Genomic DNA, 18,980 nt, shown 5'->3' with positions numbered 1-18,980 from the left:
GGAATGCCCCGACCGCAGTCGGGCACGGCGGGCGCACATCCCAACAGTAGGCCGCAGAAGGCTTCTACGGGCAGCGGTCGTCGACGGTTGCCCGAATGCGCCCCGGCCACCCGTATGCATCTGGTATGCGCCGATCGGGTGGCCTTCAACCGCCACTCTTCACCCCTCTTCGCCGCTCCCCGCTACTCCTCGACGGGCAGGGCCACTTCGGCCGCCGCCTCGGAACCCTGTTCCAACAGGACGGTGAAGCCGTCCTCGTTCAGAACCGGCACCTTGAGTTGCATCGCCTTGTCGTACTTCGATCCGGGATTGTCACCCACAACGACGAACGACGTCTTCTTCGAAACAGAACCGGTCACTTTCGCTCCACGGCTCTGCAGGGCGTCCTTGGCGCCGTCCCGGGTGAAGTGCTCGAGGGTGCCGGTGACCACGACCGTCAGCCCTTCGAGGGGACGCGGCCCTTCGTCCTCACCGGTGCTCTCCTCCTCCATGCGGACGCCGGCGGCCTTCCACTTGCGGAGGATCTCCTGGTGCCACTCCTCGGCGAACCACTCCTTGAGCGAGGCCGCGATGATGGCGCCGACGCCTTCGGTGGCCGCCAACTCCTCCTCGGTGGCCTGCTCGATGCGCTCGATCGAGCGGAACTCACGGGCCAGCGCCTCGGCCGCGACCGGTCCGACGTGACGAATCGACAGGCCGGTGAGGATGCGCGCGAGCGGGCGCTCCTTGGCGGCGGCGATGGTCTCCAGCATGGCGAGCGCGTTCTTCTTCGGCTCGCCCTGCTGGTTGGCGAAGACCGTGGCGATCTTCTCCTCGCCGGTCTTCGGGTCCCGCTTGGGCAGCCCGCTGTCCTGGTCGAGGACGTACGCCCGGATGGGCAGCAGGCGGTCGATGGTGAGGTCGAAGAGGTCGCCCTCGTCGGCCAGCGGCGGTTGTCCGGGCTCCAGCGGCTTGGTGAGGGCGGCCGCGGCGACGTACCCGAAGTGATCGATGTCCAGTGCCTTGCGGCCGGCCAGGTAGAACAGGCGCTCGCGCAACTGGGCGGGGCAGGTACGGGCGTTGGGGCAGCGCAGGTCGACGTCGCCCTCCTTCATCGGCCGCAGCGCCGTACCGCACTCGGGGCACTCGGACGGCATCACGAACTCGTGCTCGCTGCCGTCGCGCAGGTCGACGACCGGGCCGAGGATCTCCGGGATCACGTCACCGGCCTTGCGCAGCACCACCGTGTCGCCGATCAGGACGCCCTTGGCCTTGACGACGTCCTGGTTGTGCAGGGTGGCGAACTCGACCTCGGAACCGGCCACGGTCACCGGCTCGACCTGCGCGTACGGCGTGACACGGCCCGTACGGCCCACGCCCACCCGGATGTTGACGAGCTTGGTGTTGACCTCCTCCGGCGCGTACTTGTACGCGATCGCCCAGCGCGGCGCACGGGCCGTGGAACCGAGCCGCCCCTGGAGGCGGATCTCGTCGAGCTTGACGACCACCCCGTCGATCTCGTGCTCCACCGAGTGCCGGTTCTCGCCGTAGTTCGCGATGAACCGCCTTACGGCGTCCAGGTCGTCGGCGATCCTGTTGTGCGGGGAGGTGGGCAGGCCCCAGGTCCTGAGGAGGTCGTAGGCCTCGGAGAGGCGGGTGAGGCCCTCGTAGCCCTCCAGGGCGCCGATGCCGTGCACGACCATGTGCAGCGGGCGGGTGGCGGTGACGCGCGGGTCCTTCTGGCGCAGTGAACCGGCCGCCGCGTTGCGCGGGTTGGCGAAGGGCTTGTCGCCGGCCTCGACCAGCCGGGCGTTCAGCTCCTCGAACTTCTCCATCGGGAAGTAGACCTCGCCGCGGATCTCCACCAGGGACGGCACCCCGTCGCCCGTCAGCCGGTCCGGGATCTCCGCGATGGTGCGCACGTTGGGCGTGATGTCCTCGCCCGTGCGGCCGTCGCCGCGGGTCGCCGCGCGCGTGAGACGGCCGTTCTCATACGTGAGGTTGACGGCGAGGCCGTCGACCTTCAGCTCGCACAGGAAGTGGTGGACGGAGGCCCCGACGTCCTTGTGGACGCGCTCGGCCCAGGCCGCCAACTCCAGGTCGTCGAAGGCGTTGTCCAGCGACAGCATGCGCTCGCGGTGCTGGACGGCCGTGAACTCCGTCTCGTACGCGCCCGCGACCTTCTGGGTCGGCGAGTCGGGGGTGCGCAGCTCGGGGTACTCCTCCTCCAGCGCTTCCACGGCGCGCAGGAGTCTGTCGAACTCCGCGTCGCTGACGACGGGAGCGTCCTTCACGTAGTACCGGAAGCGGTGCTCCTCGATCTGCTCAGCGAGCTGCGCGTGCTGCTCCCGTGCCTCGCTGGGCACCGTCGTCTCCGCTTGCCTGTCGCCGGCCACCGTGTTGTCCTCCCGTTACTCTGGGTTGTCCGCGAGGGATCTCGCCGCCCGGACGCAGTGGGCGAGGGCCTGGCGGGCGTAAGCGGGGGAAGCCCCCGCGAGGCCGCACGTCGGCGTGAGCGTGACCGCCTCCGTGAGAAGCCCCGGTCGCAGCCCCAGCCTGCGCCACAGCGTCCTGACACCCATGACGCTACCGGCAGGGTCTGACAATGCGGCGTCCGTGCCGGGCACGACACCGGCGAACAGCCGGGTACCCGCTTCCACCGCCTCGCCGATCGCGTCGTCGTCACGCTCGGTGAGCAGCGAGAAGTCGAAGGAGACGGCCGCCACGCCGGCCCGGCGCAGCAGGGCGAAGGGGACGTCCGGTGCGCACGAGTGGACCACGACGGCCCCCTCGCCCTGCACCCCGACGACGTCCCGGAGCGTGCTCTCCACGAGTTGCCGGTCGACGGCGCGGTGCGTGCGGTAGCCGCTGGCGGTCCTGACATGGCCGCGCAGGACGGCGGTGAGGGAGGGTTCGTCGAGCTGGAGCACGACCTGCGCGCCGGGCACCCGGCGGCGGACCTCGGCGAGGTGGTCGCGCAGGCCCTCGGCGAGGGAGCCGGCGAGGTCGCGGCAGGCGCCGCGGTCGGAGAGCACCGCCTCGCCGTTCTTCTTCTCCAGCGCGGCGGCGAGCGTCCAGGGGCCGACCGCCTGCACCTTCACCTGACCTTCGTAGCCCTGCGTGAACTCCTCCAGGGCGTCGAGGTCCTCCCGCAGCCAGGACCGGGCCCGGTGGGTGTCCCGGCCCGGCCGGTCGCCGATCCGCCACCCACTGGGCTCCACGCGCGCGTACAGCTCGACGAGCAGCCCCGCGGTACGGCCGGTCATGTCGGCGCCGGGGCCTCGGGCGGGCAGTTCGGCGAGGAACGGGAAGTCCTCGAAGGACCCGATGACGGTCTTGGCGGCCTCACGGGCGTCGCCGCCCGGCAGGGAGCCGATGCCGGTGGCGGGGCCGAAACTGAAATGTGCGTTCACGGATGAAGCCTACGTACGCATGGGGGCCGACCTCACCGCCCTCGGTGCCTCACCGCCCCGGTCGTACCGTCAGGTCGTTGACCTCCGCGTCCCTGGGCAGGTCGACGGCCATCAGGATCGTCGTCGCGACGGACTCGGGGTCGATCCACTCCCCCGGGTCGTACTCCTTGCCCTCCTGCTGGTGGACCTTGGCCTGCATGGGGCTGGCGGTGCGGCCGGGGTAGACGGAGGTGACGCGGACGCCGTGGTCGTGCTCCTCGGCCCGCAGCGAGTCGGCGAGGGCCTTCAGGCCGTGCTTGGAGGCGGCGTACGCGGACCAGTCGGCGCTCGCGCGCAGGCCCGCGCCGGAGTTCACGAAGACCACGTGGCCTCGGGCGGCCCGGAGTTGGGGCAGGAAGTGCCGGGTCAGCTCGGCGGGGGCGATCAGGTTGACGTTGAGCTGGTGGCGCCAGGACCTGGGGGTCAGGTCGCCGACCGGGCCGAGGTCGACCACACCCGCGATGTGCAGGAGGGAGTCGACCCGGTCCGGGAGCGTCTGGTGGGAGAAGGCCCAGCTCAGCTTGTCGGGATCGGCCAGGTCGCCGACGAGCGTCCGTACGCCGGGGAACTCGGCCGCGAGTTCCTTCGCGCGGCCCGCGTCGCGCGCGTGCAGCACGAGTTCGTCCCCGCGCGCGTGCAGGCGGCGGGCGACGGCCGCGCCGATGCCGGAGCCCGCTCCGGTGATCACATGAGTAGCCATGCCCGCCATGCTCGCATCAGCGCCGGGCTACTCGATGCCCTGCCCCGCGGCGGCAGCCGCTGATGTCACGGCCTCCAGGTAGGCCAGCGCGCCCACCGGCTACTCCGCGAAGAACACCAGGTCGGTGAGGGGGCGGGGCAGGAAGCCCTCGTCCTCCATGCGCCGGAACTGCTGCTTGAGGCCGTCGTAGAAGCCGGCGGTGTTCAGCAGCACGACCGGCTTGTCGGTGTGGCCGTGCTTCTTCTGCTCCAGGATCTCGGTGGCCTCGTCCAGCGTGCCCGTCCCGCCGACCATGACGACGACCGCGTCGGCCTTCTCCAGCAGCAGCTTCTTGCGCTCGGCCAGGTCCTTCGCGATGACCATCTCGTCCGCCCCGGGCCGCGTCCTGTCCGCCAGGAAGTCCACCGACACCCCGCACAGCCGGCCGCCCGCCTCCTGCACTCCGTCCGCGACGACCTTCATCAGGCCGACGTCGGAGCCGCCCCAGACGAGCGTGTGGCCGCCCTTGCCCAGCAGTTCGGCGAACTCGCGCGCGGGGCGCGTGTAGCGGGCGTCGAGGTCGGCGGCGGAGAGGAAGACACAGATACGCATGCCGCCACGGTACGCGGGAACAACCGGGGGCCCGCGAGTGCTTTTCCGGCATGACCCAAGGACACACGATCACGATCGAGCGGGACGGCCGGCACGTCAAGGTCGTCCGCGACGGGCAGGTGCTGGCGGAGAGCGAACGGCCCCTGGTCCTGCGCGAGACGGGCTGTCCGGTGCGGTACTACCTCCCCGCCGAGGACGTGCGCCTGGACCTCCTGGCCCCCTCCGACACCCGCACCCACTGCCCCTTCAAGGGCACGGCGTCCTACTGGTCGCTGCCGGACGCGGCGGACATCGCGTGGGCGTATCCCGACCCCGAGCCCGACGTCGCCGAGATCAAGAACCACCTCTGCTTCTACGAAGTGGAAGTCTCGGAAGCGGAAGTGTCGTAGGGCGATGAGCGCCATGCCGTGCGGCAGTCTGCACAGGCATGGACAAGAAGACCATTTCCCGTGACGGCACCGAACTCGCGTACACCCGCGCCGGACAGGGCCCCGCGGTCATCCTGGTGAGCGGGGCGATGTCCACGGGCGGCACAGTGGCGCCCCTGGCCGGGCTGCTCGCGGACCGGTTCACGGTCCTCCGGTACGACCGCCGGGGACGCGGCGAGAGCGGCGACACGGCGCCCTACGCGGTGCGGCGCGAGGTCGAGGACCTGGCGGCCCTCGTCGACGCGGCGGGCGGCGAGGCGGCGCTGTACGGCATCTCGTCGGGCGGCGCGCTGGTGCTGGAGGCTGTGGCGAGCGGGCTGCCCGTGCCCCGGGCCGCCGTGTACGAGACGCCGTTCGCCGTCGACGAGGAGGCGGCGAAGGAACGCGCCGCGTACACCGCGGGACTCACCGAGGCGCTCGCGCAGGGGCGGCGCGGGGACGCCGTCGAGCTGTTCCTGCGGCTGACGGGGCTGGCCGAGGAGATGATCCAGGGCGCCCGCCGGTCGCCGATGTGGGCGGGGATGGAGGCCATCGCGCCGACCCTCGCGTACGACGACGCCGTCATGGGCGACGGGCTGGTGCCCCGGGAGCGGCTGGCGTCGGTCGGCGTGCCGGTGCTGGGCGTGGCGGGCGAGGCGAGTGCGCCGTGGCTGCGCGAGGCCGTGCGCGCGGTCGCGGAGGCGGTCCCGCAGGGGACGTACCGGACGCTCGAAGGGCAGACCCACATGGTCGATCCGAACGTCCTCGCGCCGGTACTGGCCGAGTTCTTCGGCCAGTAGGCACAAGCAGTCGACCAGTAGGCGCCCGTGGGTCACCCGCAGGTATCAGGACACCCCGGCCGTCGCCCGTACCGTGGACGCGATGGTGGCCGAGCCCACCACGCGCGTGTCGTCGTACAGCACGATCGCCTGGCCGGGGGCGACGCCCCGGACGGGCTCGGTGAACGTGACCTCCAGGCGGCCGTCGAGCAGTTCGGCGGTCACCTCGGTCTCGCCGCCGTGGGCGCGCAACTGGGCCGTGTAGGCGCCGGGGCCGGTGGGGGCCGCTCCGCACCAGCGTGGCTTGATCGCCGTCAGGGCCGTCACGTCCAGGGCGGCCGCCGGGCCGACCGTCACCGTGTTGTCCACCGGGGAGATGTCGAGGACGTAGCGGGGCTTGCCGTCGGCGGCCGGGGTGCCGATGCGCAGCCCCTTGCGCTGGCCGATGGTGAAGCCGTACGCGCCCTCGTGGGAGCCGATCTTCGTGCCGGACTCGTCGACGATGTCGCCCTCGGCCTTGCCGAGGTGCTTCGCGAGGAAGCCCTGGGTGTCGCCGTCGGCGATGAAGCAGATGTCGTGCGAGTCGGGCTTCTTGGCGACGGCCAGGCCCCGGCGCTCGGCCTCCGCGCGGATCTCGCCCTTCGTCGTCACCGTGTCGCCGAGGGGGAACAGCGCGTGGGCGAGCTGGCGGTCGTCCAGGACGCCGAGGACGTACGACTGGTCCTTGGCCATGTCGGAGGCGCGGTGCAGTTCCCGGGTGCCGTCCTCGCGCACGATCACCTGCGCGTAGTGCCCGGTGCAGACCGCGTCGAAGCCGAGCGCGAGCGCCTTGTCGAGCAGCGCGGCGAACTTGATCTTCTCGTTGCAGCGCAGGCACGGGTTGGGGGTGCGGCCGGCCTCGTACTCGGCGACGAAGTCGTCGACGACGTCCTCGCGGAAGCGGTCGGCGAGGTCCCACACGTAGAACGGGATGCCGATGACGTCGGCGGCGCGGCGGGCGTCCCGGGAGTCCTCGATGGTGCAACAGCCCCGCGCGCCCGTGCGGAAGGATTGCGGGTTCGCGGAGAGCGCGAGATGGACGCCGGTCACGTCGTGGCCGGCTTCGGCGGCGCGGGCGGCGGCGACGGCGGAGTCGACCCCGCCGGACATGGCGGCGAGCACGCGAAGGGGGCGGGGGCGCTGGGAGGTCTCAGTCATAACGCTTCCAGGGTACGGGTCGTCGGGAACCGGAGCCCGCGAGTATCCGTTGACGATCACGAGGGGCGCGAAAGGGCAGGAAGGGCACGGGCATGGGGGAGAAGACGGGTGACTCCGACCGGCGGATCGGGCGGCGCGCGCTGCTGATCGGCGGGGCGGTGGCCGCCGTCGGCACCGGGGTGCTGGCGCGTGACGAGCTGGCGCGGCTGTACTGGCGGCTGCCGGGCGTGCGCAGACAGCGGGTGGAAGGCGCGGTCGACTTCCGGGGCGCGCGGTGGGTGGAGGCCTCGGAGGCGAACTTCCGCTGGGCGGACCGGCCGGACGACTACCGGGTCGACATGATCGTCGTCCATGTCACCCAGGGCGATCTGGCGAGCGCGGTGAAGGCGTTCGAGGACCCGGGGCACCGGGCTGCGGCGCACTACATCGTGGGCCGGGACGGGCACGTCACACAGATGATCCGCGAGCTGGACGTGGCATACCACGCGGGCAACCGCGCGTACAACGAGCGCAGTGTCGGCATCGAGCACGAGGGCTTCGTGGACCGGCCGGAGGACTTCACCGACGCGATGTACGCCGCCTCCGCGCGGCTGGCCGCCGCGGTCTGCCGGCGGTACGACATACCCGTCGACCGCGAGCACATCATCGGGCACGTGGAGGTGCCGGGCACGGACCACACCGATCCCGGTGAGCACTGGGACTGGGACCGGTATCTGCGGCTCGTGCGGGAGGCGCGGACGGCTGCTGCCTGAACCTCCGCCTCCGCAGGGTGACGCAAGTCACACGCACTGGATATCGTGAGCGATTGATGAGCGTCGGCCGTCCGTTGTGTCCCGTACCCCGAACATGACCTGCGTGCCGTCAACTTGGCTTTTTTTCAGGGTGGTCGGCGCACCTGGCGGTCGCACAGCGTCCTCGGCCCACCCCTAAGTTCGGCTCAGTCTTTACATAGGCCTTAGGTCAAGGCTCTACGGCCATGACCCACACCACAGATCCCGTCTCCGGCGCGGGACGGCAGACCAAGGGCGCCCACGCACGGAGCGGCCGGGGCGTCAAGGACGAGCACGGCAAGGAGTCCAAGGGCGGGCGCGGGAAGGGCCTGCACCGGCGGAAGTTCCTCGGCGGGATGGCCGGAGCGGCCGGGCTGGCCGCCGTCGGGGCCGCCGGGGCGACGTTCTCGCTGCTGACGGGCGGCAACGGCGACAAGGCTGCCGCTGCCGACGCCACCGGCACCCTCACCATCCCCGACCTGCTGGAGGGCACCACGACCGACGGCACCACCACCTACACCCTGACCGCGAAGACCGGCACGAACGAGGTGGTCAGCGGCGTCAGCAGCACCACCGCCGGCTACAACGGGACGTTCCTCGGCCCGACCATGAAGTGGACCACCGGCGACACGGTCCTGCTGAACATCACCAACACCCTGGGCACCGACACCTCGGTCCACTTCCACGGCGCCCACATCCCGCCCAAGATGGACGGCGGCCCGCAGAACGCCTTCGCGGACGGCGTGACCTGGTCGCCCACCTTCGAGGTCAAGGACGAGGCCAAGACCCTCTGGTACCACCCGCACGCCCTGGGCACCACGGCCGAGCAGGTCGTCCACGGACTGGCGGGCCTGATCATCGTCGAGGACGACTCGGACGTCTCTGCCGCGCTGCCGAGCGAGTACGGCGTCGACGACATCCCGATCGTCCTGCAGTGCCTGGCGGCCGACAGCAGCGGTGACATCAAGTACGACATCAGCGGCTACCTCGCCTCCAACCTCAGCTACCCGGTGCTGTGCAACGGCACCAACGTCGACTCGACCACCCTCGGGTTCACGGCCACCAGGAAGCGCACGCGCTTCCGGGTGCTGAACGCCTCACCGGCCGACATCATGACGGTCCAGCGCGGCGACGGCGGGACGCTCACCCAGATCGCCACCGACCAGGGGTATCTGACCGCGCCCACCGAGGTGACGTCGATCCGGCTGGTGGCCGGCGCCCGCGCCGAGTTCGTCCTCGACCTGGAGGACGCGGTCACGCTCCAGGCCGTCGTCACGACCGGCTGGATCCGCGGCGGAAGCGGCACGTACGACTTCCTGACGGTGACTCCGGACGCCTCCGACACGCCCGCCGACCTGCCGAGCGCGCTCAACACGATCACCCGGTACGACACGAGTGCCTTCACCGCGCGGACGATCACCCTCGGCCAGAGCGGGCAGAACATGACGATCAACGGCTCGGTCGGCACCACCATGTCCGGCATGGCGATGATCAGCACCACGCTGGACGCCGAGGAGGTCTGGACGATCAAGAACGGGACGCAGTTGGAGCACTCCTTCCATCTGCACGACGTGCCGTTCCAGTTGATCGAGATCAACGGCGCGGCGCCCACCGGCGTCGACCTGGGCTGGTTCGACACCTACGAGGTGGTCGGCGGCGGCTCCATCAAGATCGCGATGAAGTTCACCGACTTCACCGACGACACGTACATGTACATGCTCCACTGCCATCTGCTCCAGCACGAGGACGAGGGCATGATGGCGGCCCTCATGGTCACGGAGAGCTAGGGCCTTCCCCAGGAACGCCCTGTCTCAGGAGCGGGCTGCCGTCGGCAGTGGAAGTGCCGGCGGCGGCCCCTGGCCCGACGCGGGGGGCGCGGTGTTACGTCAGTCCCGCCGCGCGGGCCCGTTCGACCGCCGGGCCGATGGCCTTGGCGACGGCCTCGACGTCGGCCTCGGTGGAGGTGTGGCCGAGGGAGAAGCGGAGGGTGCCGCGGGCCAGGTCGGGGTCGGTGCCGGTGGCGAGCAGGACATGGCTGGGCTGGGCGACGCCGGCGGTGCAGGCGGAGCCGGTGGAGCACTCGATGCCCTGGGCGTCCAGGAGCAGCAGGAGCGAGTCGCCCTCGCAGCCCGGGAAGGTGAAGTGGGCGTTGGCCGGGAGCCGGTCCACGGGGTCGCCGCCGAGGATCGCTTCGGGGACGGCCGTACGGACGGCGTCGATCAGGGCGTCGCGCAGGGCGCCGATCTCGCGGGCGAACCACTCGCGCTGCTCGGCGGCGAGGCGTCCGGCGACCGCGAAGGAGGCGATCGCGGGGACGTCGAGGGTGCCGGAGCGGACGTCGCGTTCCTGGCCGCCGCCGTGCAGGACGGGTACGGGGGTGTACTCGCGGCCCAGGAGGAGGGCGCCGATGCCGTACGGGCCGCCGATCTTGTGGCCGGAGACGGTCATCGCGGCGAGGCCGGAGGCGGCGAAGTCGACGGGGACCTGACCGAAGGCCTGGACGGCGTCGGCGTGCAGCGGGACGTCGAACTCGGCCGCCACGTCCGCCAGTTCGCGGACCGGCATCAGCGTGCCGATCTCGTTGTTCGCCCACATGACGGTGGCCAGGGCGACGTCGTCGGGGTTGCGGGCGACGGCCTGGCGCAGGGCGTCCGGGTGGACGCGTCCGTGGGAGTCGACCGGCAGGTACTCGACCGTGGCGCCCTCGTGTTCACCGAGCCAGTGCACGGCGTCGAGGACCGCGTGGTGTTCGACGGGGCTGGCCAGGACGCGGGTGCGGGCCGGGTCGGTGTCGCGGCGGGACCAGTACAGGCCCTTGACCGCGAGGTTGTCGGCCTCGGTGCCGCCGGAGGTGAGGACGACCTCGCTGGGGCGGGCGCCGAGCGCTTCGGCGAGGGTCTCACGGGCCTCCTCGACCGTGCGGCGGGCCTGGCGGCCGGCTGCGTGGAGGGAGGAGGCGTTGCCGGTGATGCCCAGGTGCGCGGTGAGTGCCTCGACCGCCTCGGGGAGCATCGGGGTCGTCGCGGCGTGGTCGAGGTATGCCATGGTGGCCACGATTCTACGGGGCCGGGTGGTCGCCCTCGCTTCAAGGTGCCCCTGAACCGCAGCCCGGGCCACGCGCCTTGCCCGAACGGCGCCTGCCGCCGCTCACGAGGCCGGCCCGTGGCCGGTCAGAAGCTCCAGGAGATCGTCGAGTCCGCCTGGATGAAGGCCGCCAGGATCAGGAGGTCGGCGACGCCCAGGGCCAGGCCGAGGTAGGCGCGGCCGGGGCGGGTCGTACCGCGCCAGAGGGCGACCGCGGCCAGGACGACGGCGATCGGTCCGAGGAAGACGTTGAGGACGAGCAGGCCCAGAAGGCCCAGGATGAAGGACGCGACGGCCATGCCGTCGGCGTCCCGGACGCCGGTGCGGCGCGCGGCCGGGGCGGTGAGTTGCATGGTTGCTCAGCTCCTGTCGGTTCCGTCGCTTCCGTCGGTGGACGGACGACGGTCGGTCAGTGGGTCGGGGTCTGCCGGCGGCGGCCGTGGCGCTCGCGGAGCGCGAAGATGCCGAGCCAGGCGGCGATCACGGTGGCGGCGACGACGGTGAAGACGAACGGCGCGTGGGCGACGGTGCCCATGACGACACCGAGCAGCAGAAGTGCGGCGACGAGGAACAGCATGGGATCGGATCCCCCTTCGTAAAGTCTGGGTGAACAGTTGTGGTAACAGTTGTTCACTGACTCCGGAGTCTAACGCTCCCCTCGACTTTCCTATTACGGAGAACAGTTGTTAACTGGATGACATGAGTCACACCTTCGGCATCAGGCAGGCCCAGAAGCAGAAGACCCGGCAGGCGCTGCTGGACGCGGCGTTGGGCCTGCTGGAGGAGCAGAGCCTGAGCAGCCTGGGCCTGCGCGAGGTCACCCGCGCCGTCGGAGTCGCCCCCACCGCCTTCTACCGGCACTTCCGCTCCACCGCGGACCTGGGCGTGGCCCTCGTCGAAGAGGCGCTGGGCAGCCTGCACCCGATGATCCGGACCACCGTGACCACGGCCGACACCAGCGAGGAACGCATCACCCGCGCCGTCGAGTTGATCGCCGGCCATGTGGACGCCCAGCCCGCGCACGTCCGCTTCATCGCCCGCGAGCGGCACGGCGGGGTCCAGCCGGTGCGGGAGGCGATCCGGGAGCAACTGGGCCGGTTCGCCGAGGAGGTGAAGACCGAGCTGGCCAAGGACACCGAGGCCGAGGGCTGGAGCGACGACGACCTGCTGATGCTCTCGCACCTCTACGTCGACCAGATGCTCATCACGGCCTCGCTGTTCCTGGAGTCCCTGGAGGCCTCGCCGGAGGAACGGGAGCGGATCAGCCGGCGCGCGACACATCAGATGCGGCTCATCAGCATCGGCCGCCACCACTGGCTGGACTGAGCCCGGCTGCGGCTGCGCCCGGCTGCGGCAACGCCCAGGGGCGGCGCACCCGTTCCCGAGTGCGCCGCCCCTGTGGGTGACCGTGTGAGGTGACCCTGATGGTGACCGTGCGGGTGAACCGCCGGTCAGCCCTGCTGCTGCGCCTGCTGGCCCTGCTGCCCTTGACCGCCGCCCTGGCCGCCGCACCCGCCGCCGCCGCCCTGACCGCCGCCGGGGCCGCCCTGGCCGCCACCGCCGGGACCGCCGCTCGGGGCGCCCGACGGGACACCGGTCGGAGTGCCCGTCGGCTGCCCGGAAGGAGCACCGCTCGGCGCACCCGAAGGAGCACCTGACGGAGCTCCGCTCGGCATGCCCGACGGGTTGCCGGACGGCGGCGAGCAGGACTGCTGACTCGACGTGCCGCTGTTCGAGGAGGAGGACGAGGAGTCGCCCGAGCCGCAGGCCACCAGGGCGAGGGGCGAGAGCGCCAGCAGCGCCACCGCGGGGACGAGACGGACGGGCATCAGCGAACGCTTCATGAGAAACAGCTCCAGGGACGATGAGAAGACCTGAGGCGCGAACTCAACCAACGGCGCTTAGGGCTTCCTTGAGCCTCCTCTGTCCCCCGCCTGTCAATCAGGTCAAGCGCCCCTCAAGAAACCTCGCCGACCTGCGAGTTCTCCGCAGAGGCCCGGTGGGCGGGCTGGTACAGCTCCGTGACAGAAGCGGCCGCCGCGCGCAGTTCCTCGCGCACCTCCGGCGGGGAGAGGACCTCCACCTGGCCGGAGAACGGGAGGAGTTGACGCGCCTCGCGCACGGAGCCGTACGACAGGGACACCGTGACCCACTCGCTCACGCCGTCGCCCTGCGGCAGGGACACCAGTGAGGGGGCGGTCAGCCGCAGGAACATGTCGAGCAGGTCGCGCCGGACCCTGACCGTGACGTCGACTCCCCCGGCCCGCTCCTCGACCCGGCGGCGCAACACCTCCCACACGTCGGCGAGTTCGACGCCGCGCCGCCGCACCGGATCGTCCAGCACCGTCGCCGTACGCACCCGGTCGGCGCGGAAGAGCCGGGGCCGCGCCCGCCGGTCGGCGACCAGGTACCAGACGCCCGCCTTGGAGACGAGGCCGTACGGATCGACCGTGTAGGTGCGCGGCTCCGGTTCGCCGCTGTGCCGGTAGCTCAGTTTCAGCCGCCGGTCGGCGAAGACCGCGTCCTGCAACGCGTCGAGGTCCACCGTCTGCCGCGGTCCGCCCTTCCAGCGCGTGGCGTCGACCAGGATGCGGCGGGAGGTCGCCTCGGCGGCCGGGCGGTGCGGGGCCGGCAGCGCGGCCATCACCTTGCGCAGCGCCGAGCCGAGGGCCGCGTCGAGGCCGAGGGCGGCGTGCGCGCCCTGCGCGGCCAGGATGAACAGGGCGCGGGACTCGTCGGCCGTCAGCCCCGTGACGTCCGTACGGAACCCGGCGAGCAGTTCGATGCCGCCGTGCCGGCCGCGCTCGGCGTAGACCGGGACACCGCCGGCGGACAGCGCCTCCACGTCCCGGTAGATCGTGCGCACCGACACCTCCAGGCGCTCGGCGAGTTCGCGCGCGGGCACCCGGCCACGGGTCTGCAGGAGCAGCAGGATCGAGAGGAGTCGGTCGGACTTCACCGCCCCAGGATCACGCCCACGCCGAGCCACCCGCAAATGCTGACGGAAACTGTCAGGTTATGGGACGAGACTCCAGCCCATGAAGACGGACATGAACGCCACCGACCCCCGCCCCGCCTACACCCGCGCGACCGAGCAGGCCGCCGCCCTCATCCGGACCGTGCGCGCCGAACAGCTCGCCGGTCCGACCCCCTGTGCCGAGTTCGACGTGCGGACGCTGCTGAGCCACATCGTCGGCGGCACCCTCCGGATCGCGGTCGTGGGCGAGGGCGGCGACGGGCTCGCCGTACGGCCGTTCGCCGACGGGGTGCCGGACGACGGCTGGGCGCAGGCCTACGACGAGGTCAGGACGCGGGTGCTCAAGGCCTGGGAGCGGGACGAGCGGATGACGGAGCCGGTCCGGGTCCCGTGGGGCGAGGTGCCCGGCCACGCGGCTCTGTCGGGCTACACGATGGAGATCGTGACGCACACCTGGGATCTGAGCGAGGCCCTGGGCCGCCCCCGCCGACTCGACCCGGAACTCGGCGAGTTCGCGCTCGCGGCCGCCCGCCGCACCCTGCCCGAGCCGCAGCGCGACGCGGACACGCCGTTCGCCTCGGCCCGGCCGGCCCCCGAAGGGGCCGACGGTTACGCAGAGTTGGCGGCGTGGCTGGGGCGGGAGCCGTTCAGCCGAGCCTGACCCGCGCCAACTGCCGTGACTGCGCGACCAGTCGGTCCGCGCTGTCCCAGACCTCGGCGTCCTCCTCCAGGAAGCCGCCCGCGAGGTTGCGGGTGGTGATGGAGACGCGGAGGGGGCCGGGGGCCGGACGGCAGCGGACGTGGACGGTCAGTTCGACCGTGGGGACCCAGCCGCGCAGGCCGAGCTCGAAGGCGGTGGGCGGCAGGGCGTCCACGGCGAGCAGGAGGGCGAGCGGGTCGGGGTCGCGGCCGTCCTTCAGGCCGAACCAGGCCCGCATCTCGCCCTTGCCGGAGGGCTGTCCGAGCGCCCAGCCGACGGTGGACGGGTCCAGCTTGAGCATCAGCCGGTCGACGATGGCGGAGCTGCCGTCGACGGGCGCGGGTCCATCCGCGGGGCCGAAGCACTGGTCGAGGGGCGGCAGCGCCGGGGGCTTCGCCGTCGTGCGGACGTCGTCGGGGAGCGCGTCCAGGTCGCCGTAGGAGGCGAGGACGCGGATCCGCTCGACCTCGACGCCGTCCTCGTCGTACTGGAAGAGCGAGGCCTGGCCGGTGGACAGGGTGCGGCCGGTGCGGACGAGGTCCGTGCGGACGACCGCGGGGCCGGGCCGGGAGGCCGTGAGGTAGTGCGCCGAGATCGTGAACGGGTCGCGGTGCGGCAGGGCGTCCGCGAGCGCGCGGCCGAGGACGGCGAGGAGGTAGCCGCCGTTGACGGCGCTGATGATTGTCCAGCCGGCCGAGAGGTCGATGTCGTAGACACCGGGTGAGCGCCGGGTGAGCGCGGTGTCGCGGTCGAACTCGCTGTCGCCGATGGTGGGCCGCCGGGCTGCCGTGGTCGCTGCTTCTGGCATGGCCGAACGGTACAACAGGTCATTACTAAGCGGTAGCTTTCCATCATATCGCGAGACGCCGCGCGGTGAGGTTCCCTCGAGATTTTCTTGAGGTTCCCTTGAGAGTCCCGCCATTTCTTGGTAAGTGTCCGAACTCGTCCGTAACCTCGACGCCCGTTTTCCCCTCTGCAAGGACATGAGCCTCACCGGGACTCCGTTCCTCTACACCCTGATCGCGCTGTCCGTCGTCGCCGTCGCGCTGCCGCTGCTGGCGTGGTCGCGACTGCGCGGGCCGCGGGTCCTGCGCGCCGCGGCCCGGGTACTGATGCTGATGTTCGCGCAGGGCACGGCCGTCGCCCTGGTCTTCGTCGTGGTCAACAACTCCAACGGCCTGTACGACACCTGGGAGGATTTGCTGGGCACCGGCACCCATGTGCAGCAGGCCGCCGACCTGGGCGTCGACGGCACCGGCGGCATCGCCCTGGACCGGCTGCCCAAGGTCGCGCAGAAGTTCACCCAGGCCGAGGGGCCGGGCATGCGCGCGGCCGGCGGGGTGCGCGTCACCGACGTCCAGGGCCGCGTCTCCGGCGTGAACGCCGAGGTCTACGTCTGGCTGCCCCCGCAGTACAACGAGCCGGCCTACGCGCACCGCACCTTCCCCGTCGTGGAGCTGCTGCCGGGCTACCCGGGCTCCGCGAAGTCCTGGTACGGGACGCTGCACGTGCACGAGCAGTTGGCGCCGCTGATGCGCGCGGGCAAGGTCGCGCCGTTCATCCTGGTCGCGCCGCGCACCACGCTGCTGCCGGGCGTGGACACCGGCTGCGCCAACGTGCCGGGCACCGTCAACGCCGACACCTGGCTGAGCATCGACGTACCGAAGATGGTCAAGGACAACTTCCGGGTCCAGTCCGCGCCCAAGGGCTGGGCGGTCGCCGGGTACTCGTCGGGCGGGCACTGCGCGGCCAAGCTCGCCGTCGCCCACCCCGACCGCTACCGGGCGGCGGTGAGCCTGTCCGGGTACAGCGACCCGATGGTCGAGCGCAACTCCCTCGCCGCCCAGGACCCGGAGCTGCGCCGGGCGAACAACCCGTACCTGCTGCTGGGCAAGGCGGCCGTGCCGCCCCCGGTGGCGCTCTACCTCTCCGGTCAGCCGCACGACGGCTACGAGGCGGCCCTCGCCCTGCGGCGGGAGGCGAAGGCGCCGACGGCCGTGCACGTCGTCTACATCCCGAGCAGCGCGGGCGGCCACACCATGGCGCTGTGGCGGCCGCAGGTGGTCCCGGCGTTCCGCTGGCTGACGACGCAGCTCGACCAGCACGCCGTCGGCGGCGTCGGTGGTGGCGGGAAGGGGAAGGGGGCTACTCCTCACGCACCGTCGAACGACGGTTCCAAGCACGCGGCGCTCGCCAGTGGAAGCGCATCGCGAGCAACCGCAGAACGGAAGCGGTGACCGCGGCCACCCCGCTGGTCAGCGGGGTGAGCACGTCGTAGCGGATGCAGAGCACCACCATGGCGGCGCCGACGACCGCCGGGACCGCGTACAGATCGCGGTCCCAGCGCAGCAGCGAGGGCACCTCGTTGGCCAGCACGTCGCGCAGCACCCCGCCGCCGACGGCGGTCGCCATCCCCAGGGCGGCCGAGGCGGTGAGGCCGAGCCCGTGGGCGTACGCCTTCGTGGTCCCCGTGACGCAGAACAGGCCGAGGCCGGCCGCGTCGAAGACGTTCACGCCGGTCTGGATGCGCTCCACCTGCGGGTGGAGGAAGACGACCAGCAGGGCGGCGAGCAGCGGGGTGAGGAAGTACCCCAGGTCGGTGAAGGCGGCCGGGGGCACGGCCCCGATGACCAGGTCCCTGAACAGCCCTCCGCCCAGCGCGGTGACCTCGGCGAGCATGGCGATGCCGAACACGTCGAAGTTCTTGCGGACGGCCAGCAGCGCGCCGGAGATGGCGAACACGAAGATGCCGACGAGGTCGAGCGTGTGCTGGACGGAGGGGCTGAATATTTGCTGGAACACCCTTACATTGTCACCCAGCGGAAGGGGTGGACCTTACAAAGCCAGGCTGCACGGCCCTACAGGGACGGTTTCCCTGTGGTGAAGAGCCAGGTCTGGAAGAGGTCGTCGAGCTGCTGCCCGGAGATCCTCTCGGCGAGCCGGACGAAGTCGGCGGTGTCCGCGTTGCCGTAGCGGTGCAGCCTGGTCCAGGTGGGGAGCAGCTTGAAGAAGGCGGCGTCGCCGATGCGCTCGCGCAGTACCTGGAGGGTCATCGCGCCGCGCTGGTAGACGGCGGAGGCGAACATGGTGTCGCGCTGCGGGTCTCCGACGGCCGTCCGCCAGAAGGCGCTGTCGGCGGGGCGGGCGTTGTAGCCGGCCAGGAAGGATGCGTGCGCCGACCGGGTGCCCTGGTGCTCGGCCCACAGCCACTGGGCGTAGGTGGCGAAGCCCTCGTTGAGCCAGATGTCCTTCCAGTGCGCCACGGACACCGAGTCGCCGAACCACTGGTGGGCCAGCTCGTGCACGATCGTCGTCTCGTTGCGGACGGCCGAGTACACCGGCTTGGACTGCACCTCCAGCGAGAACCCGGCCTCCGGCATGTCGTCGACGATCGCGCCGGTCTCCTCGAAGGGGTACGGCCCGAAGACCTGCGACCAGTAGTCGGTGGCGGCGGCCGTCACGGCGTACACGTCGACGGTGTTGCTGTTCGCGAGCACCGGGTCGATGGCGACGTAGATCGGGGTGCCGCCGGGGGTCCGCCCCGTCCGCACGTCGAACTTCCCGATCGTGGCGGTCGCGAGATAGGTCGCCATCGGCTTCGACTCGCGCCAGTGGGTGTACGTCGAGCCGCCCTTGTCGTACGTCGAGACCAGCCGGCCGTTGGAGACTCCGGTCAGGCCCTTGGGCGCCTTGATCCGGATGTCGTAGGTGGCCTTGTCGGAGGGGTGGTCGCTGGACGGGAACCAGGTGGAGGCGGCGTTGGGCTCGCAGGCGACGAAGACGCCGTCGGCGGTCTTCATCCACCCGTAGTCGGAGCCGAAGACGATGGGGCCGCCCAGCGGTTCGGGGACGCCGCCGTAGGTGACGGCGACCTCGAAGGTCCGGCCCTTGCGCAGGACTCCGCGCGGGGTGATCCGGATCTCGTCGCCGTCGCGGGTGAACTGCGCGCGTCTGCCGTCCACTTCGACCCGGGTGACCTCCAGTTTCTGCAGGTCCAGATCGAAGGACGAGAGGTTCTGGGTTGCGCGGGCGGTGAGCGTCGTACGGCCGTCGAGACGGTCGGTGTCGGGGTTGTAGGCGAGGCTCAGGTCGTAGTGGCGGGCGTCGAAGCCGCCGTTGCCGAGCTGCGGGAAGTACGTGTCGCCGATGCCGTCCGCGCCGGGGGCGGGGGCGGAGGAGGCGGCGATGACGAGGAACGAGGCCGCCGCTGTCGCGAGGGCTCCTAAACGTGCCGAACGGGAGAGTGCCATGGGTCGTCCCTTCGAGCGTGTGCCGATCAATCGGACACGGACGACCCTGCGCTCTCCCGTTCGGGCATGTGCATGACTTTGCCAACTCGTCATG

Annotated in this window: 20 protein-coding genes; 7 read left to right on the top strand and 13 right to left on the bottom strand. The window is 71.4% G+C overall.

Annotated features, from left to right (window positions below):
* Positions 1-182: 182 nt before the first annotated feature.
* From ligA to OG352_RS30325, 4 genes are all read right to left on the bottom strand, one after another.
* Positions 183-2,375, bottom strand: a complete 2,193-nt coding sequence (ligA, locus tag OG352_RS30340; protein WP_329221308.1) for an NAD-dependent DNA ligase LigA — start codon at positions 2,373-2,375, stop codon at positions 183-185.
* A gap of 15 nt (positions 2,376-2,390) precedes the next feature.
* Positions 2,391-3,392, bottom strand: a complete 1,002-nt coding sequence (locus OG352_RS30335) for a methionine synthase (protein ID WP_329221306.1) — start codon at positions 3,390-3,392, stop codon at positions 2,391-2,393.
* A gap of 49 nt (positions 3,393-3,441) precedes the next feature.
* Positions 3,442-4,140 carry an SDR family oxidoreductase gene (locus tag OG352_RS30330; protein WP_329221305.1) on the bottom strand — a complete coding sequence of 233 codons (699 nt, stop codon included), beginning with the start codon at positions 4,138-4,140 and terminating at the stop codon, positions 3,442-3,444.
* Positions 4,141-4,230: 90 nt separating this feature from the next.
* Positions 4,231-4,722 carry a TIGR00730 family Rossman fold protein gene (locus tag OG352_RS30325; RefSeq protein ID WP_329221303.1) on the bottom strand — a complete coding sequence of 164 codons (492 nt, stop codon included), beginning with the start codon at positions 4,720-4,722 and terminating at the stop codon, positions 4,231-4,233.
* 50 nt (positions 4,723-4,772) lie between these two features.
* On the opposite strand from OG352_RS30325, the gene OG352_RS30320 reads away from it, so the two are divergent.
* Positions 4,773-5,111 (top strand): DUF427 domain-containing protein, encoded by a 339-nt coding sequence (locus tag OG352_RS30320; RefSeq protein ID WP_329221302.1) that lies wholly within the window; start codon positions 4,773-4,775, stop codon positions 5,109-5,111.
* 38 nt (positions 5,112-5,149) lie between these two features.
* The gene (locus tag OG352_RS30315; RefSeq protein WP_329221301.1) at positions 5,150-5,929 is read left to right on the top strand and encodes an alpha/beta fold hydrolase; all 780 of its coding nucleotides are present in this window, start codon (positions 5,150-5,152) and stop codon (positions 5,927-5,929) included.
* 45 nt (positions 5,930-5,974) lie between these two features.
* On the opposite strand, the gene mnmA is transcribed toward OG352_RS30315, so the two are convergent.
* Complete coding sequence (gene mnmA / locus OG352_RS30310) at positions 5,975-7,105, bottom strand: tRNA 2-thiouridine(34) synthase MnmA (RefSeq protein ID WP_329221299.1); 1,131 nt, start codon at positions 7,103-7,105, stop codon at positions 5,975-5,977.
* Positions 7,106-7,197: 92 nt separating this feature from the next.
* Between mnmA and OG352_RS30305 the strand changes: the two genes are divergently transcribed.
* Positions 7,198-7,857, top strand: a complete 660-nt coding sequence (locus OG352_RS30305) for an N-acetylmuramoyl-L-alanine amidase (RefSeq protein ID WP_329221297.1) — start codon at positions 7,198-7,200, stop codon at positions 7,855-7,857.
* A gap of 224 nt (positions 7,858-8,081) precedes the next feature.
* Entirely contained in the window at positions 8,082-9,662 is a 1,581-nt protein-coding gene (locus OG352_RS30300) for a multicopper oxidase family protein (protein WP_329221295.1), read from the top strand.
* 94 nt (positions 9,663-9,756) lie between these two features.
* Here OG352_RS30300 and OG352_RS30295 read toward each other — a convergent pair whose 3' ends face one another.
* The 3 genes from OG352_RS30295 to OG352_RS30285 all read right to left on the bottom strand — a co-directional run bounded on the left by OG352_RS30295 (position 9,757) and on the right by OG352_RS30285 (position 11,536).
* Entirely contained in the window at positions 9,757-10,920 is a 1,164-nt protein-coding gene (locus OG352_RS30295) for a cysteine desulfurase family protein (protein WP_329221293.1), read from the bottom strand.
* A gap of 125 nt (positions 10,921-11,045) precedes the next feature.
* Positions 11,046-11,312: a DUF4190 domain-containing protein gene (locus OG352_RS30290; RefSeq protein WP_329221291.1), complete on the bottom strand. Its 267-nt coding sequence runs from the start codon at positions 11,310-11,312 to the stop codon at positions 11,046-11,048.
* 56 nt (positions 11,313-11,368) lie between these two features.
* The gene (locus OG352_RS30285; RefSeq protein ID WP_329221290.1) at positions 11,369-11,536 is read right to left on the bottom strand and encodes a hypothetical protein; all 168 of its coding nucleotides are present in this window, start codon (positions 11,534-11,536) and stop codon (positions 11,369-11,371) included.
* Between the two features lie 122 nt (positions 11,537-11,658).
* Between OG352_RS30285 and OG352_RS30280 the strand changes: the two genes are divergently transcribed.
* Positions 11,659-12,285: a TetR family transcriptional regulator gene (locus tag OG352_RS30280; protein WP_329221288.1), complete on the top strand. Its 627-nt coding sequence runs from the start codon at positions 11,659-11,661 to the stop codon at positions 12,283-12,285.
* Positions 12,286-12,410: 125 nt separating this feature from the next.
* Here the strand turns inward: OG352_RS30280 and OG352_RS30275 are convergent, their stop codons facing one another.
* A complete protein-coding gene (locus OG352_RS30275) occupies positions 12,411-12,803 on the bottom strand; it encodes a hypothetical protein (RefSeq protein WP_329221287.1) in 393 nt (130 codons plus the stop codon).
* Positions 12,804-12,916: 113 nt separating this feature from the next.
* Positions 12,917-13,918 (bottom strand): helix-turn-helix transcriptional regulator, encoded by a 1,002-nt coding sequence (locus OG352_RS30270; protein WP_329221286.1) that lies wholly within the window; start codon positions 13,916-13,918, stop codon positions 12,917-12,919.
* A gap of 79 nt (positions 13,919-13,997) precedes the next feature.
* On the opposite strand from OG352_RS30270, the gene OG352_RS30265 reads away from it, so the two are divergent.
* Positions 13,998-14,597 carry a TIGR03086 family metal-binding protein gene (locus OG352_RS30265; protein ID WP_443072380.1) on the top strand — a complete coding sequence of 200 codons (600 nt, stop codon included), beginning with the start codon at positions 13,998-14,000 and terminating at the stop codon, positions 14,595-14,597.
* Here the strand turns inward: OG352_RS30265 and OG352_RS30260 are convergent.
* Positions 14,584-15,444 carry a thioesterase family protein gene (locus tag OG352_RS30260; RefSeq protein ID WP_329221284.1) on the bottom strand — a complete coding sequence of 287 codons (861 nt, stop codon included), beginning with the start codon at positions 15,442-15,444 and terminating at the stop codon, positions 14,584-14,586. The two genes, OG352_RS30265 and OG352_RS30260, sit on opposite strands and share 14 nt — an antisense overlap.
* 175 nt (positions 15,445-15,619) lie before the next feature.
* On the opposite strand from OG352_RS30260, the gene OG352_RS30255 reads away from it, so the two are divergent.
* Positions 15,620-16,873: an alpha/beta hydrolase gene (locus OG352_RS30255; RefSeq protein WP_329221282.1), complete on the top strand. Its 1,254-nt coding sequence runs from the start codon at positions 15,620-15,622 to the stop codon at positions 16,871-16,873.
* On the opposite strand, the gene OG352_RS30250 is transcribed toward OG352_RS30255, so the two are convergent.
* Positions 16,782-17,438 carry a trimeric intracellular cation channel family protein gene (locus tag OG352_RS30250; protein ID WP_329221281.1) on the bottom strand — a complete coding sequence of 219 codons (657 nt, stop codon included), beginning with the start codon at positions 17,436-17,438 and terminating at the stop codon, positions 16,782-16,784. The two genes, OG352_RS30255 and OG352_RS30250, sit on opposite strands and share 92 nt — an antisense overlap.
* 56 nt (positions 17,439-17,494) lie before the next feature.
* Complete coding sequence (locus tag OG352_RS30245; protein ID WP_329221279.1) at positions 17,495-18,886, bottom strand: M1 family metallopeptidase; 1,392 nt, start codon at positions 18,884-18,886, stop codon at positions 17,495-17,497.
* Positions 18,887-18,980 lie beyond the last annotated feature (94 nt).

It is taken from the genome of Streptomyces sp. NBC_01485 (genome assembly GCF_036227125.1).
In the GTDB taxonomy this organism is placed as follows: Bacteria; Actinomycetota; Actinomycetes; order Streptomycetales; family Streptomycetaceae; genus Streptomyces.
This window is presented reverse-complemented; position numbering and strand designations above follow the sequence as displayed.